This window comes from Pradoshia eiseniae, assembly GCF_002946355.1.
In the GTDB taxonomy this organism is placed as follows: Bacteria; Bacillota; Bacilli; order Bacillales; family Pradoshiaceae; genus Pradoshia; species Pradoshia eiseniae.
The window spans coordinates 40,159-56,164 of record NZ_PKOZ01000007.1; the positions used below are offsets into that span (position 1 = coordinate 40,159).

General features: G+C 41.4%; 15 protein-coding genes and 1 riboswitch. Of the genes, 6 read left to right on the top strand and 9 right to left on the bottom strand.

Going from position 1 to position 16,006, the window contains the following annotated elements:
- Positions 1 to 150: 150 nt before the first annotated feature.
- The gene (cls, locus tag CYL18_RS12395) at positions 151 to 1,599 is read right to left on the bottom strand and encodes a cardiolipin synthase (protein ID WP_104849944.1); all 1,449 of its coding nucleotides are present in this window, start codon (positions 1,597 to 1,599) and stop codon (positions 151 to 153) included.
- Between the two features lie 194 nt (positions 1,600 to 1,793).
- On the opposite strand from cls, the gene CYL18_RS12400 reads away from it, so the two are divergent.
- Positions 1,794 to 2,027: a hypothetical protein gene (locus tag CYL18_RS12400; RefSeq protein ID WP_104849836.1), complete on the top strand. Its 234-nt coding sequence runs from the start codon at positions 1,794 to 1,796 to the stop codon at positions 2,025 to 2,027.
- Positions 2,028 to 2,068: 41 nt separating this feature from the next.
- Here CYL18_RS12400 and CYL18_RS12405 read toward each other — a convergent pair whose 3' ends face one another.
- The 3 genes from CYL18_RS12405 to CYL18_RS12415 form a co-directional block, all read right to left on the bottom strand.
- Positions 2,069 to 2,791: an amino acid ABC transporter ATP-binding protein gene (locus CYL18_RS12405; protein WP_104849837.1), complete on the bottom strand. Its 723-nt coding sequence runs from the start codon at positions 2,789 to 2,791 to the stop codon at positions 2,069 to 2,071.
- Entirely contained in the window at positions 2,788 to 3,444 is a 657-nt protein-coding gene (locus CYL18_RS12410; protein WP_104849838.1) for an amino acid ABC transporter permease, read from the bottom strand. Before CYL18_RS12410 ends, CYL18_RS12405 begins: the two co-directional genes overlap by 4 nt.
- Positions 3,445 to 3,521: 77 nt before the next feature.
- The gene (locus tag CYL18_RS12415) at positions 3,522 to 4,340 is read right to left on the bottom strand and encodes a basic amino acid ABC transporter substrate-binding protein (RefSeq protein WP_104849839.1); all 819 of its coding nucleotides are present in this window, start codon (positions 4,338 to 4,340) and stop codon (positions 3,522 to 3,524) included.
- Positions 4,341 to 4,557: 217 nt separating this feature from the next.
- Between CYL18_RS12415 and CYL18_RS12420 the strand changes: the two genes are divergently transcribed.
- On the top strand, positions 4,558 to 5,625 hold the full coding sequence (locus tag CYL18_RS12420; protein WP_104849840.1) for an AI-2E family transporter: 1,068 nt from the start codon (positions 4,558 to 4,560) through the stop codon (positions 5,623 to 5,625).
- 259 nt (positions 5,626 to 5,884) lie between these two features.
- Here the strand turns inward: CYL18_RS12420 and CYL18_RS12425 are convergent, their stop codons facing one another.
- Complete coding sequence (locus CYL18_RS12425) at positions 5,885 to 8,638, bottom strand: dynamin family protein (RefSeq protein WP_104849841.1); 2,754 nt, start codon at positions 8,636 to 8,638, stop codon at positions 5,885 to 5,887.
- A gap of 321 nt (positions 8,639 to 8,959) precedes the next feature.
- Positions 8,960 to 9,778, bottom strand: a complete 819-nt coding sequence (nadE, locus tag CYL18_RS12430) for an ammonia-dependent NAD(+) synthetase (RefSeq protein ID WP_104849842.1) — start codon at positions 9,776 to 9,778, stop codon at positions 8,960 to 8,962.
- 577 nt (positions 9,779 to 10,355) lie between these two features.
- Here nadE and CYL18_RS12435 point away from each other — a divergent pair.
- The 4 genes from CYL18_RS12435 (at position 10,356) to CYL18_RS12450 (ending at position 13,202) form a co-directional block, all read left to right on the top strand.
- Positions 10,356 to 10,883 (top strand): DoxX family membrane protein, encoded by a 528-nt coding sequence (locus CYL18_RS12435; RefSeq protein ID WP_201741277.1) that lies wholly within the window; start codon positions 10,356 to 10,358, stop codon positions 10,881 to 10,883.
- A gap of 165 nt (positions 10,884 to 11,048) precedes the next feature.
- Positions 11,049 to 11,864 carry a ZIP family metal transporter gene (locus CYL18_RS12440; RefSeq protein ID WP_104849843.1) on the top strand — a complete coding sequence of 272 codons (816 nt, stop codon included), beginning with the start codon at positions 11,049 to 11,051 and terminating at the stop codon, positions 11,862 to 11,864.
- 146 nt (positions 11,865 to 12,010) lie between these two features.
- A riboswitch (PreQ1 riboswitch) is annotated at positions 12,011 to 12,055 on the top strand.
- Between the two features lie 5 nt (positions 12,056 to 12,060).
- Positions 12,061 to 12,546 carry a QueT transporter family protein gene (locus tag CYL18_RS12445; protein WP_104849844.1) on the top strand — a complete coding sequence of 162 codons (486 nt, stop codon included), beginning with the start codon at positions 12,061 to 12,063 and terminating at the stop codon, positions 12,544 to 12,546.
- Positions 12,547 to 12,767: 221 nt separating this feature from the next.
- Positions 12,768 to 13,202: a ferritin-like domain-containing protein gene (locus tag CYL18_RS12450; protein WP_104849845.1), complete on the top strand. Its 435-nt coding sequence runs from the start codon at positions 12,768 to 12,770 to the stop codon at positions 13,200 to 13,202.
- 57 nt (positions 13,203 to 13,259) lie between these two features.
- On the opposite strand, the gene CYL18_RS12455 is transcribed toward CYL18_RS12450, so the two are convergent.
- The 3 genes from CYL18_RS12455 to CYL18_RS12465 all read right to left on the bottom strand — a co-directional run bounded on the left by CYL18_RS12455 (position 13,260) and on the right by CYL18_RS12465 (position 15,990).
- Positions 13,260 to 14,084: a DUF368 domain-containing protein gene (locus CYL18_RS12455; protein WP_104849946.1), complete on the bottom strand. Its 825-nt coding sequence runs from the start codon at positions 14,082 to 14,084 to the stop codon at positions 13,260 to 13,262.
- A gap of 126 nt (positions 14,085 to 14,210) precedes the next feature.
- On the bottom strand, positions 14,211 to 15,197 hold the full coding sequence (locus CYL18_RS12460; protein ID WP_104849846.1) for a quinone oxidoreductase family protein: 987 nt from the start codon (positions 15,195 to 15,197) through the stop codon (positions 14,211 to 14,213).
- A gap of 19 nt (positions 15,198 to 15,216) precedes the next feature.
- On the bottom strand, positions 15,217 to 15,990 hold the full coding sequence (locus tag CYL18_RS12465; RefSeq protein ID WP_104849847.1) for an enoyl-CoA hydratase/isomerase family protein: 774 nt from the start codon (positions 15,988 to 15,990) through the stop codon (positions 15,217 to 15,219).
- Positions 15,991 to 16,006 lie beyond the last annotated feature (16 nt).

The following is a 16,006-nucleotide window of genomic DNA, read 5'->3' on the forward strand; positions in this document are numbered from 1 at the left end:
CATCATCTCTCCTCACCTAAATTATTTATTTATTTATTTATATAAACGACTAACTTATCATCGCAATACAAGATTATGTACAATTATACTTTTAATTCACATAAAAAGACACTAACTTGCGTCAGTGTCTTTTCTGTCTCTATTAATAGGTCAGAGAACTGGGGACAATAAACGAGAAACAGATTCCTTAAATCGGATATACAGCGGGCGGCTGTCGTATATTTCCTGGGTTAACTCCATACATTCCATTAAATCCTTCTCAAAGGTGTTTCTTAAATTAACAGATGAATTCTCATGATAAATAATGGCATTCACTTCAAAATTCAGCCTGAAGCTGCGCACATCAATATTGGCGGTTCCCACTGTTGCGATGCTATCATCGATGACCATCGTTTTTGCATGCAAGAATCCATTCCCATAAAGATAGACTTTTGCGCCAGCTTTCAGCACCTCACCAACGTATGAATAGGTTGCCCAATACACAAATAGATGGTCAGGCTTATTCGGAATCATGACCCTGACGTCGACCCCTGACACAGAGGCAATACGGATAGCATCTAGAACGCTGTCATCTGGAATGAAGTACGGCGTTTGAATATACACATACTCCTTCGCATCCAAAATCATACGAATATAGCTATTCTTGATCTGTTCCCAAGTGGAATCAGGACCAGATGTGACTATTTGCAACCCTACCCCCATATCATCTCTATCATTTTTATATAAGAAATACTCGTCGTTCCATTCAACCTTTTCTCCACTAGCCTGGGCCCAGTCCAAAAGGAAGCGGACCTGCAAGTCATTAACAGCATTGCCCTTAATGCGGAGGTGGGTATCTCGCCAGTAGCCAAAACGAGGGTTTAACCCTAAATATTCTTCTCCAACATTAAATCCGCCCATATATCCGATTTTTTTATCGATGACGACTATTTTCCGGTGATTCCGGAAATTTATACGTAAATTAAGGATTGGCAATTTCCCAGGGAAGAAAGCATAAGCGCTCCCCCCTGCCTCGATCAGCTTCTTCACCCTTTTTTTTGATATTCTCCTGGACCCGGCATCATCATATAGAAGCCTGACCTCGACCCCCTCCTTCGCCTTCTCGGTCAATGCTTCGAGGAGGCGATTCCCATACACATCATTTTGAATGATGTAATACAGGACGTGAATATTCTTCTTTGCTGCAGCGATATCCTTGAATAATGAATCGAACTTATCCCTTCCATCGGTGAATATCTCTAAATCATTATTCTGGGTATAAAGGGAGTGATCAGTTGTCATATTCATCATCAATAAGTCTTTATATTTTTGGGTCAAATATGTATTAAAAGGTTCAACTCCGTCACGCAGGTCCAATTTCTGCTGCTTAATTCCGCGCTCTAAGGTCTCATATCCTTTCTTATCCCATGTGAATATTCTCCTCTTGCTCAAATTCTGTCCTAGAATAATATAGAGGATAAACCCACCAATGGGGATAAAGGACAATACCATCAACCAGGCCCATGAAGCACTCACATTGCGCCGTTCCAAAAAGGTAATAGTAATGGCAAATAGTAAATTCACGATAATCAAAAGGACCCAAAATATCGAATCAATCATTTCCATAGGGCAATCCTCTCCAACCCGCAATAATCTATATAATAAAAATACCATAAGGTACAAGCAATACAAAAAAAAGTTTACCTTCCCCTATTATGCTGCTTATCCCAAATATCAATTCCTTTCAGCTATTAGTGCATAATAAAGAAATGCGTTAGGAATAGTAAGGAGTAAAAAAGATAGGAGAACCAAGTATGCCTAGAAGAAGTGATAATGCTCATACAAATCCTGAAATCAACCATGATGGCAATCATGAAAATATCATCAACGATCCTAAAGCCTATAATATGGGCGTTGCCACAAGCAATTTCTATCCTGGACACGGAATGAACAAAAATCCTTACCATGTAGAGGAGAAAAATGATACCCCTTCTGAAATGGAGAATTTCGAGAAATTAATGCGGGGCAAAGAACCAAGAGAAAAGTAAGAAAAGGGAGATGGCCACGCCATTCTCCCTTTTTCTTGTCCTTACAGGACCTTACTTAAAAACAGTTTCGTCCGCTCATGCTGCGGATTATCAAATAGCTCTTTTGGTTTGTTCTGCTCTACGATATAGCCTTCATCCATAAAAATAACACGGTCTCCTACTTCCTTTGCAAATCCCATTTCATGCGTAACTACGACCATGGTCATGCCCTCACTGGCCAATTGCTTCATAACCTCAAGCACCTCACCAACCATCTCCGGGTCAAGCGCAGATGTAGGTTCATCAAACAGCATGATCTCCGGCTCCATTGCCAAAGCTCGCGCAATCGCTACCCTTTGCTTCTGCCCCCCTGATAATGAATCCGGATAGGCATCTGCCTTCTCAGAGAGGCCAACCTTACTGAGTAATTCGAGCGCCTTATTCTTTGCTTGCTCTGCTGAGACCTTCTTAACCTTCGTCGGAGCAAGCATTAAATTCTCAAGGACGGTCTTATGGGGGAATAAATTAAAATGCTGAAACACCATACCTGTTTTTTGCCGGACCTTATTAATGTCTATTTTCTTATCAGCAAGATCGACGCCGTTAATGCGGACATGCCCGCCTGATATGGCTTCAAGCAGATTTAAACACCGCAGGAAAGTAGATTTACCCGACCCTGAAGGTCCGATGACCACAACAACCTCTTTGTGTTCAATGGTGATGCTAATATCCTTTAAAACTTCATTGCTGCCAAACGACTTCTTTAAATTCTCGACTACAATCATTTTGTATCAAGCCTTCTTTCCATTTTGTTTAACAGATAGCTTAAGGAAAGCGTCAAGATGAGATAAATGAAAGCCGAAGCTAAATATGGCTCCCATACACGGAAATATTGACTAGCCATCGCTCTGCCCCAATAGGTCAGCTCCGGGGCAGCGATAACAGCCGCAATCGACGATTCCTTTATAAGTACGACAAATTCATTTCCAAGAGGAGGAATCATCCGTTTAAAGGCTTGCGGTAAAATAACATAGCGCATCGCCTGTGCACTCGACATCCCGAGAGACCGGGCACCCTCCATCTGGCCTGTATCAATGGATTGGATGCCTGCTCGAAAGATTTCCGCAATATAGGCAGCTGAATTCAATGACAAAGCGAGAATCGTTGCCAATATTACGTTTGTCTCACCAGTAATAGCTGGAACAACACCGAAATGGATTAATAGAAGTTGGACAAATAACGGAGTACCGCGAAAGAAGCCAATATAACAATTTAGCGGTATGGACAATAATTTGCTTTTCGTTATCTTTCCAAGCCCTATTAATAAGCCCAGAACCGTTCCGATTAAGATCCCTGCAATTGAAAGCCCAATTGTATATAGAGTCCCTTTTAATAGAAAGGGCATATATTCTTGAATAATATCCCACCTGAAATCCAATGGTCCCATCCTCCTTATACTAAAAATTGCGTAACATGGCTTCATCCTTCCGATGTTACGCAATTCATTCCATACGTTTATTGCTGCTCTTTTAATGTTTCGATATCCGGCTCAATCCCGAACCATTTTTTATAGATTTCGGTATAGGTGCCATCATCCATAATGGTTTTCAGCGCTTCATCTACTTTGCTCTTCAGCTCACTATCTTTCGGGAACATTAAACCGTAATATTCATTTTCAAAGGCATCCTCATCTGCAACGACAACAAATTTGTCATCTGGATTATTCTTCGCATATTCCTCAACAACTCCGTTATCAGCTACGACTGCCTTTGCACCATTTTGCTTCATCTCCATAATCGCCAGCACGGTTGTTTCAAACTTCCTTATATCTTCATTCTTATCCCCGACAATCTTCTCGACTGCCAAATGGCCCGTTGTACCTGTTTGAACAGCCACTTTCTTTCCTTTCAAATCCTCTGCAGACTTAATGTCACTTCCTTCTGGCACGAGAATCTTATTGGTTGATAGGAAGTACGGCACAGAGAAGTCATACGTCGCTTTTCGCTCATCATTAATGGAGATAGCAGACATCCCCATATCAGCTGTTTTGTTTTTGATTTCTACAAACAGCGGATCCCAGCCTACATTTTCAATCTTAACCTTGAAACCTGCTTCTTTTGCGACCGCCTTCACTACATCCACATCAAAACCGACAATTTCCCCGCCATCTTGGTATTCAAATGGTGAGTAATTGGCATCAGTGACGACACGGTACGTTTTCTCAGAGCCTCCACCATCTCCGTTCCCGCTAGTTTCTTCTTCACTAGATCCGCATGCAGCCAATCCAAACATGACGCTAGCCAATATTGAAGCGACCAAAAATCTCTTCTTCATGAAATCTCCCCTTTGTTATCTGAAAATATTTTTTAAATTTTCTAAATTCTATGAAATTTATTATAATCTTCGATGGTAATTAATGCAATTGAAAACTGATTTGCCCTAATTATTGTGATAGAGAAAATTTATTCTTTTCCTGATAGGGTACGAATCGGTTCAATCAGGGTATAGGTGCTTATACATTCAGTAGCAGGCTTGGGGGGGAGAAAAATCTATGTGGATAAATAAGCCTTTTTTTAAATATGCGACCGGCTTAATCCTTATTCTTATTATCATTGTTTTATTCGGGAAGATTGATTACTTCATTTGGCCTTTCCAGAAATTCATCATCACTCTATTCTTTCCGATTTTAATCGCAGGACTGCTTTACTATATACTTCGCCCCATCGTTCAATGGCTTAGCCGCTATATGCCGCTAGCCCTTAGTATCACCCTTATATACTTGCTGTTTGGCGCGCTCGGCTATGTAGCTGTTAAAACGGCTGGCCCAATGATAATTTCACAAGTCTCTCACCTGGTTGAAGTCGTGCCGGAACGGGCGGAGTCAATTGCAGATACGTCCAAAACCATCATTGAAGAGCGGTCGCCAGATTTCCTTTCGGTGAATAAAGTAAAGGATTATGCAACAGATTATTTGGAATCATTCTCAAAAAAAATCTCCAGCAATGCCATCACTATTTTCTCAACCATCACTAGCGCCTTGACCATTATCGTTATAGTTCCATTTATTGTCTTCTACTTCTTGAAGGATGGACATAAATTAAAACCTTATCTTCTCCGCCATATCCCTCAATCAGTTGAAGCAGAAGGCGCTAAAATCCTTGCAGATGTGGATAAAACCTTATCAACTTACATTGTCGGACAATTTATTATTGCGTTAGCAGATGGCGCAATGATGTATATTGGCTACTTAATCATTGGATTAGAAAATGCGCTTATCTTTGCCATATTTGCCACATTACTGACGGTAATCCCGTTTCTCGGACCTTTTTTGGGTATCATCCCTGCTTTGATCAGCAGCTTTTTAGTCAGCCCATTCATGGCACTAAAGGTTTTAATTTTAATGATTATCGTTCAGCAGATTGAGGGACATTTGATTACGCCGCAAGTTATGGGCAAACGGCTGGATATCCATCCATTAACCGTTATCTTTCTCTTGCTTGTTGCCGGTTCACTCTATGGATTTGTCGGCATCCTGATTGCCATTCCTGCTTATTCCGTGTTAAAGGTGATTTTTAATAATTTCGTCCGTTTTTATAAGCTTCGCAGTAATACAAAATAATATAGGCATCTCATAATGAGACACTAAATTACTATCATCCCATAATGATAAATCTTTCAAATATATTTCTTCATATCAGGAATCTGAAGCTTTTTTACTAAAGGAAATATTAAGTGTGTAATGCTCTTAAACCTTTAATGAACGTAAAAACACAATCCTGACATTTGTCAAAAGACTAATATAAATAAAAAAGATGGAGAACCAAATTGGTTTTCCATCTTTTTGCGTAGTTTACTGATGTCTCTCGCTTTTAATTAGCTTAGGATACCGTTTGAAATTCACGATCGGCAAAGACCATCCATTCATATTGGCGTAAGCGCAATTCGAACAGCTTCAGTGGATCGCGATACATTTCTGGTTTTGCACGCATCTTTTCCAATTGGCGATTGTATTTCTCAATCATGCCATTTGCATCAGCAATTAATGTATTCAGCATTTCCTTCGGATTACTGAAGAACATAGCGACATCCCTTGTAATGGATTTCTCGAACATTTCGAATTGAAGCAGGAACTTATCAGCGATAACCTCAGCAACTTCGGTGTAATCCTGTGTTTCAATTAAGTTCGTATATTTATTGTACATTAAACTCTTATTGGCAATTGACCCGAACAGTACACCAGCGCTCTTTAGCAATAATTGCTGCGGCGTATGACGCAGAAGAATATTAACGGTATCCATTTGAATTCCGCTAGTCATCCGATTGGAATCACGGCGCCAGTCATCAAGCACTCGGAAGTCACAGTTCATTTTGACGCGATCATCCTGATAGATGGCATTAAATCCATCTGTCATTTCAGTCAAGAAACCTTGGCTTTCCTTAAATTCAATGTCTGCTTCCCGAATCCATTCCTGCATAGAATAGAAGTATTTCGGGAGAACGGTTGTTTCTAAATACTCCTGTACTCTTCTATTCATCTTCTCATTCAGTTCAATATGAATCTTACGATAATCGCTATCCTCTACAAGCAAATCCTTACTTGCCTGCAGGATTTTCGGTATAGCGCTGACCACGTCATTTCGTATATCATCTTTGCGCGCCTTAAATGAATTGCGAAGTCCTGCCGCCTTTTCCTTCTCCAAATCGTCCACTTGGTTTAAGGCTGCTTTCAGTTTTGACAATAAATCTTCATTTTTATGGATGGAATCGGCCAATTCTTCCTCCCTCTCCAGTCTTTGATCAAGCAAGGAGGAAATTGCCTCACGAACATAATGAAGAAGCATCATTGTACGCTTGCTTTCCTTATATGGCTGCAAAAGATTCCCTTGAAGGAATTCTGTGAAATCCATCCGTTGGGCAGCCCCTCGATATCGAGCTGAATGGGCAAAAATCTTTGCCTCAGGCAAATATGGATTAATCTTCTTCCAAGCCTCATCGACAATTCGAATGGCCTCCTGATCATTATGGACAAGATCCATTTTGTTTAGCAAGAAATGAATCGGCAGGTCAGGTGCCTGCTCCTTAATCATGAGGGCTAATTCTCTTTCTTTCTGACTGAATGGGTCATTCACATCAAGAACAAAGAGAAGGCTGTCTGCCATATGCAAGTAACGGCGCACCTCTTGAGTTTTGCTGTTGGCAATGCTGAATCCAGGTGTATCTATGATAGCAATACCATTCTCCTTCAAGAATGCGCTTGGGAGCTTATAATCAATAATGCGCGGCGGTCCGCTCATCCATGCTCTAGATGTGACGCGCTCTTCTATCTCCTCATGATTCAATGGAATAATCGAGGAATCTGACACCTCATTGACATCCTCTTCCTCCCCATACTTATAGAGCACAGTTGTCGCTGTTGGCTGGTCAAATGAATCTTCTCCAAGAAGTGAATGAATTAAAGCCGATTTTCCATTACCGCTCGTTCCGGCAATCATCAATCGCTGTACATTTAAGTCTAACAGCTCATCCATGATCCATTTATGTCTTTCACTGACAGCCAAGCCGTTCTCCATGGCCCATTTATCAATGGTTTCAAAGAGACGGACGCTATCTTCCAATCCATCCCGGTTATAGGTGAGTCCAGATAGAATATGTTCTGCAATGCCAACATCCTCACTGCTAAGTGTAGTTGGGAAATGGTCATTCCAGGCAAGAACGCTTGAAGAGGCAAGCAATGCATGATTTCGGTCCGTTAAGCGCACCCAATTTCTGAGTAAGCTCGGAACGATTGTTTTTAAGGATTTAACCGATTTCTCTCCATTAATGAATTCGAAATAAGCATCCTTGTATAAGACCGCCAAGGCTGGATAAGAATGCTTCTGCGTGATTTCAAAATCCTGCAATAGATCATTGAAACCTTGAACCCAAGTCAAGTAGGAGGCTTCTCCTTGATAGCTGTGCCAAAGCGCAACAGCCAATTCTTCAAACCGCTTGTCATTAAGATCATAAAGCTTACGCAAAGCTGGATAGAAATAAGCCGGGTCCAAATGCTTTGTTACACCATCTTCTATATAAGCTTGAAGGATGTTGTACCAATGAATAGATTCAGTCCTCATCGCCTCATTCATGGCAAGATCAACTGCGCTATCCCAATCCATTTGTTCCTCAAAGAAGTTCCTCGCTAAGCTTGTCACTTGCTCATCATCCGGATTTAAGCGAACCACTTTCTTAATGGTTTGGTCAGCCGAGTTAATCTTCTTCATTCTTATGTAAAGGGTAAATAATTGCAGACCTACCTCGGTATTTAAAGTAATAGAGTCCGATTGGATAGATTTATAGATTTCTTCCGCTGTTGAATAAAGATCAACAGCAAAATAGGCATCTGCCATGTTTTTCTTTGCCCATGGCTCCAGCTCATTCGTTACCTGTTCCCATTTGAAAATGGCTGCTTCATAGTCCCTATATAAGTAATAAAGCTCACCTTGCGCGAAACGAAGATTAGACAGCTCTGGTATATCCTGATTCTGTTCCTGGAGCACGTATTCACTAATGATGAGCATTGGGTTTGCCGCACTGTCTTTATCAATTAATGTTTTATAATAAGATTTTTCAATTAGAATTGACTCATTATTCATATGACCCCTCCTTTGATTCTATATGACATAGTTACCTTGTTCTAATGTTTGTAACTAATATAGTTTAATAAATATGGATTGCAATATGATTTCCGTTAAGTAACAAGTTAAATACATATTAAATACACTCGAACATTTTTTGTCACATTTGCAATAATTACAGTTTTACTTTATTTCCTTTTCCCTCATTCGTTATGGCTAAAACTTTCTATTAATTTACATTCTATTATATTTAAGGATTAAGAGATAGGGGTTTTACAAATCATGTTAAAATGAGAATAAGCCTGCAGCTTAACGCATGCAGGCTTACTCTTGCTCAATTTATTTCCACCAGTTATCAAACATGGATGTTGGCAATTGACGTTTATGCTCTGTCTTCAAATATTGCTGTTCAATCCTTCTGGCGGCCTCTAAGCCAACCTCTTTTCCTTCCAAATAATCATCAATTACATCGTAGGATAGACCTAATTCCGTTTCATCTGCCTGCAGCGGCTTATTATCAAGCAGATCTGCAGTCGGTACTTTTAAGTAAAGGCGTTCTTCTGCCCCGAGCTCTTTTAGCAATTCCTTGCCTTGTCTTTTTGATAGCCCCGTTAATGGCAAAATATCTGCACCGCCATCTCCATATTTGGTAAAAAAGCCAGTTACCGCTTCTGCCGCGTGATCTGTCCCAACTACAAGCAAACCGCGCTGTCCGCCTATCGCATATTGGGCAACCATTCGGAGACGCGCCTTAACATTCCCTTTGTTAAAATCACTGAGGGCTTCTGCAGAGGCTTCCTCATATTGTGCAGAAACAGCATCTACGGATGGTTTAACGTTAAAAGTTAAGCTCTCATCCGGTTTGATAAATTGGATAGCTGCTTGAGCATCTTCCTCGTCATGCTGAACACCATATGGGAGTCTTACAGCAACAAACGTCGCCTCACTCCCTTCCTCACGCAAGGACTCAACAGCCATTTGAGCCAAGCGGCCCGCAAGCGTGGAATCCTGTCCGCCGCTAATTCCGAGGACGAACCCTTTTGCCCCGGTCTTTTTTAGGTAATCCTTCAAGAATCCCACTCGTTTTTCAATTTCTTCTTTAGGATTAATGGATGGTTGTACATGTAACGCTTCAATAATTTGTGCTTGTAAACTCATTTTAGCGTTCTCCTCCTTTACTTCCCCTTTATTGTTCCTCTATTTTCCATCGATAATCTTTTTTATAAAGTTTATTTTACTCTATCTCTGTTTTTTTCAAAACTGATTAATGAACGAAGATAGAGGAATAGGCATTTTAACTCACTTTTTCGTTATTTTAATATAGTTAAATAAGTCTTTTTTGTAAAGGAACCGGAGTTTATGCTGCTTGATGCAGCTGTTACAGGATATCTGCTTATCATCTAGGTGGCCTATATGTGAACTGGCTTTATAGGTAATTTCGTATTCCTTTTTACTTATACTGATTTGGATTCCTTTTCAAGCAAGGGCACAAAACCATTTTTGTTATACATCACAGGCACGCTGAACATTCCTGTATTTCAGCATGGTTCACCTCTACTGTAAATAGATTTTCAACTTTTCCAATAAATGTTCAAAAAGTTTTGGATAAAATTTGAATTGCTATAATTGCTCAATTATTCACAATGGAATTGGTGTATAAATAAAGTATAGAAAGCAGTCAGCCTTCCATTCCGCGGTAGGAGGCCAACTGAATATGATATAGGAGTGAATGAAAATGATGGAATGGTTAAGAACAAACAAATATGCATCTGGACTTTTGCTTATCATACGTTTATATCTTGGGTACGAATGGTTCATACATGGATTGGAAAAAGTAAGAGGCGGAGCCTTCGATGCCACCGGCTTCCTTAATAATATAATCGCTAATCCCGTTAAAGGACCTGATGGCACAGCACTTTATCCAATCTACAACTCCTTCATTGAAAATTTTGCCCTGCCTAATGTAGGCATCATAAATATTTTAATTCCTTGGGGAGAGCTCCTTGTCGGACTAGGGCTGTTACTAGGTGTATTAACAACAGCAGCTGTTTTGTCAGGACTGTTGATGAACTTCCTGTTTGTCTTTGGCGGTACAGTTTCTACTAACCCAGCCATGATCGTTCTTGGATTTATCATCCTTGCTGCCGGAGCGAATGCCGGTAAACTAGGAGGAGACTATTATGTCCTTCCTTGGATTAAAAAGACACTTACTAAGAGGAATGATAATCCCCACTTCCCTATAAAGGATCAGCCAGCCCACTAAATTTAAATCTTTGCTTAAAAGCCTGGAGTTCTTGACTCCAGGCTTTTTTAGGCGGAAAATACAGCTATAATTATTTACATACGAAGAATAGTCTCATTGAATAAGTATCTTCTACATTCATAAAATACATAATAGCACCAAAATGCTTTCCTCTGGAGGGATATTATGCTGGATTGGTTCACAAGTCTTCCCGTCATGTACCAAGCCTTCTTTGCTACCTTATTCACTTGGGGCATGACGGCTCTTGGGGCAGCCCTCGTATTTACGACCAAAAATGTAAATATGAAATTTCTAGATAGCATGCTCGGCTTCGCCGGCGGAGTCATGATTGCAGCAAGCTTTTGGTCTTTGCTGTCACCAGCCATTGAAATGGCTGAAGACAGTCCTCTTCCATCATGGTTTCCAGCCGCAGCCGGTTTTCTCGCAGGCGGTCTGTTCCTCATGTTGTTAGATAAGATCATGCCCCATCTTCATCCCGATAAACCGCTTGGTCAAGCGGAAGGGATTCATCCAGAAAACAAGAAGAGGAGCACCTTGCTCGTATTGGCCATCACCATGCATAATATTCCGGAAGGGTTAGCCGTCGGTGTTGCGTTCGGGGCTGTCGCGGCCGACTTGCCGAGCGCCTCTCTTACCGGTGCGATTGCCCTTGCCATCGGTATCGGCATCCAAAACTTTCCCGAAGGCCTGGCTGTTTCCATGCCGCTTAGACGGGATGGAATGTCGAGGAGAAAAAGCTTCTTTTATGGGCAATTCTCCGGAATGGTTGAACCTGTTGCCGCTGTCATTGGGGCAGTAGCAGTTGTCTTTATCCAGCCGCTGCTTCCTTATGCTTTAAGCTTTGCTGCTGGAGCAATGATTTTCGTTGTCGCAGAGGAGGTCATACCCGGTTCACAGGAAAACGGCAATACAGACCTTGCCTCCTTATTCCTGATGATCGGCTTTGCTGTCATGATGATTCTGGATGTTTCTTTAGGCTAAAATATTGAATGATAGAAGCTGAAGGCACTGCCTATTAGGCATTCCCTTCAGTTTTTTTATGCTTATTTACAGACAATTGCAATGGATGATAGCCCCCTATAAGCATTGACATATTCTCCTTCTTACTTTAATATTCTACTTTGGATTTAAACGTGGTTCGTAACCATCCCACGATAAAAAACTAAGGAGAATAAAAATGAAGATTAGAACACTAGCAGTGAATGGTGTGCTGGCCGCTTTATATATTGCCGTCACCATGATTATTCAGCCATTTGGCTTCACGAATATCCAATTTCGTGTCCCAGAGATGTTTAATCATCTTGTTGTCTTCAACAAGAAATACTTTATTGGCATTGTGATTGGCGTCTTTTTCTCAAACCTCTTCTTCTCATCATTAGGGGTTTATGATCTCCTATTTGGAGTTGGACAATCTGTACTGGCGCTATCAATAACTATTATAATAGCCCGTTTTGTCAAAAATATATGGGCAAGAATGATTGTCAACACGATTGTTTTTACGGCGACCATGTTCATCATTGCCATCGAGCTGAGTATTGTATTGGGAGTGCCATTCTGGCTCACATACTTGACCACTGCAATTGGCGAATTCGTCGTCATGGCGGTTGGTATGCCGATTATGCATGCCCTAAATAAGCGTATCGATTTCAAGAATTTAATATAATGAACTAACAAGAGGCTGTCCTTTGCGGATCAGCCTCTTAATATGTTCACAGCTTTCAATCAAAAAGGGAAAGTGTTTTTTTCCGTCTGTTAAAACAGCTTCGTGTTTAGCCAATTTGTTTCATGTAAACAAGGTTCATCATTTTATCATAATTAGATGCTTAATGAATCTTAGAATAGGGTATCTTTATTTTAAGGAAATAATTAAGGAGGTCCTATTTTATGGATGAGAAATTAAAAGAATTAATCGATGGTTTAAATGAAGATTTAGCAAATGAATATGCAGCATCCATCATGTATACGAACTATGCTGCTATGGTATCAGGTCTTTTCAGACAAACATTAAAGCCTTTCTTTGAAGGAGAAATTTCTGACGAGCAAGGGCATGCTATATACTTAGCTGAAAAAATCGCGACACTTGGTGGAACACCGACTGTCTCCCCTGCAGAGGTCAAACAAACAACTGATGTAAAAGAAATGCTTGAATCTGCTTACCAAGCAGAGAAGGAGACAATCGACCGCTATGAAACACGCAAGAAACAAGCGGAAGAATTGGGCTTAACTGAATTAGTCGTTAAGCTTGAAGACCTCATCTCTGATGAGACAGGCCATATGGAAGAGCTAGGCCGTATTCTTGCTGATTCCCGATTTGAATAAAGAACAAAAATAAGCTCGAAGAAGGGATTTCCTTATCCCTCCTTCGAGCTTTTACTTTTATTCATTCGGCATCTTTTGTTCGGTTTTCGTGAAGAATTGGGTCACCAATACTCCGCTCACAAATGTGATGACACATAGAGCCATCCCCAATAATGTTTTCGGAAGTCCCGGGAAGACAACAAATACGGATCCACCGATTAATCCCATAATAACCGCAAATGTCATATAAGGGAATTCTCTCAGCAAATAAGCAATCGCCTTGCTGCTAAGAATAAAGCCAATCGCTGCACCAGCACCGACAGCCATGATAACCGGCAGATTGAAATCAGACAAGGCAGATATAACAGTCGAATAAACGCCAATTACCAAAAGGACAAACGAGCCGCTAATTCCAGGGAGTAGCATAGCCATACTCGCAATCCAGCCTGAGAAGAACAATTTCACATATGCCCCAGCCGTAAAAGTGGTTATCATAGCCTCATCATTTGTCTGGATAAACGCCATTGAGGCTAACAGCGCCCCAACCAAAATCATTATCGCTACATGCTTTGTGCTAAAATTCTTTTTAACCTCCGCCTGCTTAGCTATAAACGGAAGCACACCAATAATCAGGCCTAAAAAGAAAAATTGTGTAGGCTCATAATGATGCTCCAATAAATAATCAATAACCCGGCTGAAGGCTAGGATAGCAAATCCCATTCCTAGACCTAATGGCAGTAAAAAGCCTAATTGCCTCCTCCAGTCACGGCTGAAGATGCCGCTGATTGCCAAGAGAAAACGGTCATATATTCCTAATATGAAAGCAATGGTGCCGCCGCTTACTCCTGGGATTAAATCACTTATTCCCATCAAAATTCCCCGATAAAGATTCTTCCATTCCAACTTTTCATTCATCTCCAACATAGTTTTGTGCTATAAGTGTACAATTTTCACCTAGTCTGACACAATGGCACTTCTTGCAAATTGATGGTTCATGAAAAACTCCCCTGCGCTGCAGAGGAGTCAAATTTATGCATGATTGACTTCAAGGATAATCTTTCCGGATGTTTTTCTTGATTGCATTAACTCATGAACCTTGGCTGCTTCCTCCAGAGGATATGTTTCGCCGATAATTAATTGAAGTTTTCCTTCCTCCAAATAACCAAACAGCTCTCGTATGCTGCGCATAAACAGCTCTCTCTTCCTCATAATCTGCGGCAGGAAGAATCCGATGACAGATTGATTTTTGGCCATTAAGGAGGACGGGTGCATCACGGCCTGTTCCCCGCTCGCCACTCCATAAATGACTACCTTCCCGAATGGAGCCAGACATTTCAGTGTATCCTTAAACACATCTCCTCCAACCATCTCAAGAGCTAGATCAACACCTCTGCCCTCGGTTGCTTCAAGCACCTCCTTATGCCAGCCCTCATTCGTATAATTGATGCATACATCCGCACCGAGCGATTTGGCTAAATCCAGCTTTTCATCAGTACTTGCCGTAGCAATAACCTTCCTTGCTCCGAATAACTTGGCAAGCTGAACGGCGAGTGTTCCCACTCCGCCTGCTGCAGCGTGAACCAAAACGGTATCTTCGTTTGTGATACAACCCATCGTTTTTAAAATATGGTAAGCACTCAGCCCTTGAAGCGGCAAAGAAACAGCCTGCTTAAAGTCAATGTCCTCCTTCAGCATGACGGTCACATTTCGGGAGTCAACCACTGCATATTCTGCATACCCTCCAGATTCAATCAATGTGACGACCCGTGTACCGATATTGACATTGGTCACCTCTTCTCCCGCTTCAACAATGACTCCTGCGATTTCAGCTCCTGGAATAAATGGAAGCTTGGTCGGTACGACATACTGCCCCTCTCTTCTTGCTGTATCGGCATAATTGACTCCGATAGCATGAATCTCGATCAGTACCTCTGTCGGCCCTGGCTTTGGTTTATCTATTTCAATGGTCTTCAATACTTCTGGACCACCGTATTCAGTAAATTGAATAGCTTTCATCTGTATGATTCCCCTCCTCTTATTTCCCCGTGAATTGCGGACGGCGTTTCTCCTTGAAGGCCTGGATGCCTTCTTGATGGTCTTCCGTTGCGACCATCATGATTTGCGTCATCCTTTCCCTCTCCAATACATCCTCTAATGTTGAGGTCAATGAATAATCGATTATCTTCTTCATCTGCCCATATGCCTGGCTTGGCCCCATAGACAGGATTTCGGCATGTCGCATCACTTCATCATTTAATTCTGCCAGCGGAACAACTTTGTTCACAACTCCAAGCTGATAAAGACGTTCTGCCGGAATTGGTTCAGCAGAAAAGAAAAATTGTTTTGCCAAATGCGGACCGACCAGACGCGGAAGGAAATAGGAACCCCCGCCATCCGAAATAAGACCGACCTGTGAAAAGCTTAAAGCAAACTTGCTGTCATCCGCAGCAATGATTAAATCGCATGCAAGGGCCAGATTAAAGCCGGCACCGGCAGCAAACCCCTGAACGGCAGCAATCACGGGCTTTTCAACGGCTTTAATAGCGAGTATGCAATCATTCAACCTTCCAAGGTGCTGATACACATCAGTTGGTTTGTTTGATCCCATCGTCTTTACATCGCCCCCAGCACTGAACGCCCGGCCGGCGCCTGTCAGCACAATGGCTCGTACATCCGGATTTTTGCTTGCCTCTTTCATTTCTTTTGTCAGTCCACCAATCATTTCTGGACTAAAAGCATTCAAGCTATCCGGCCTATTCAGCGTTAAAACCAAAACTTTCCCGTGAATTTCTTTTACTAAATGTTCCATTTCCCATTCCCCTTTT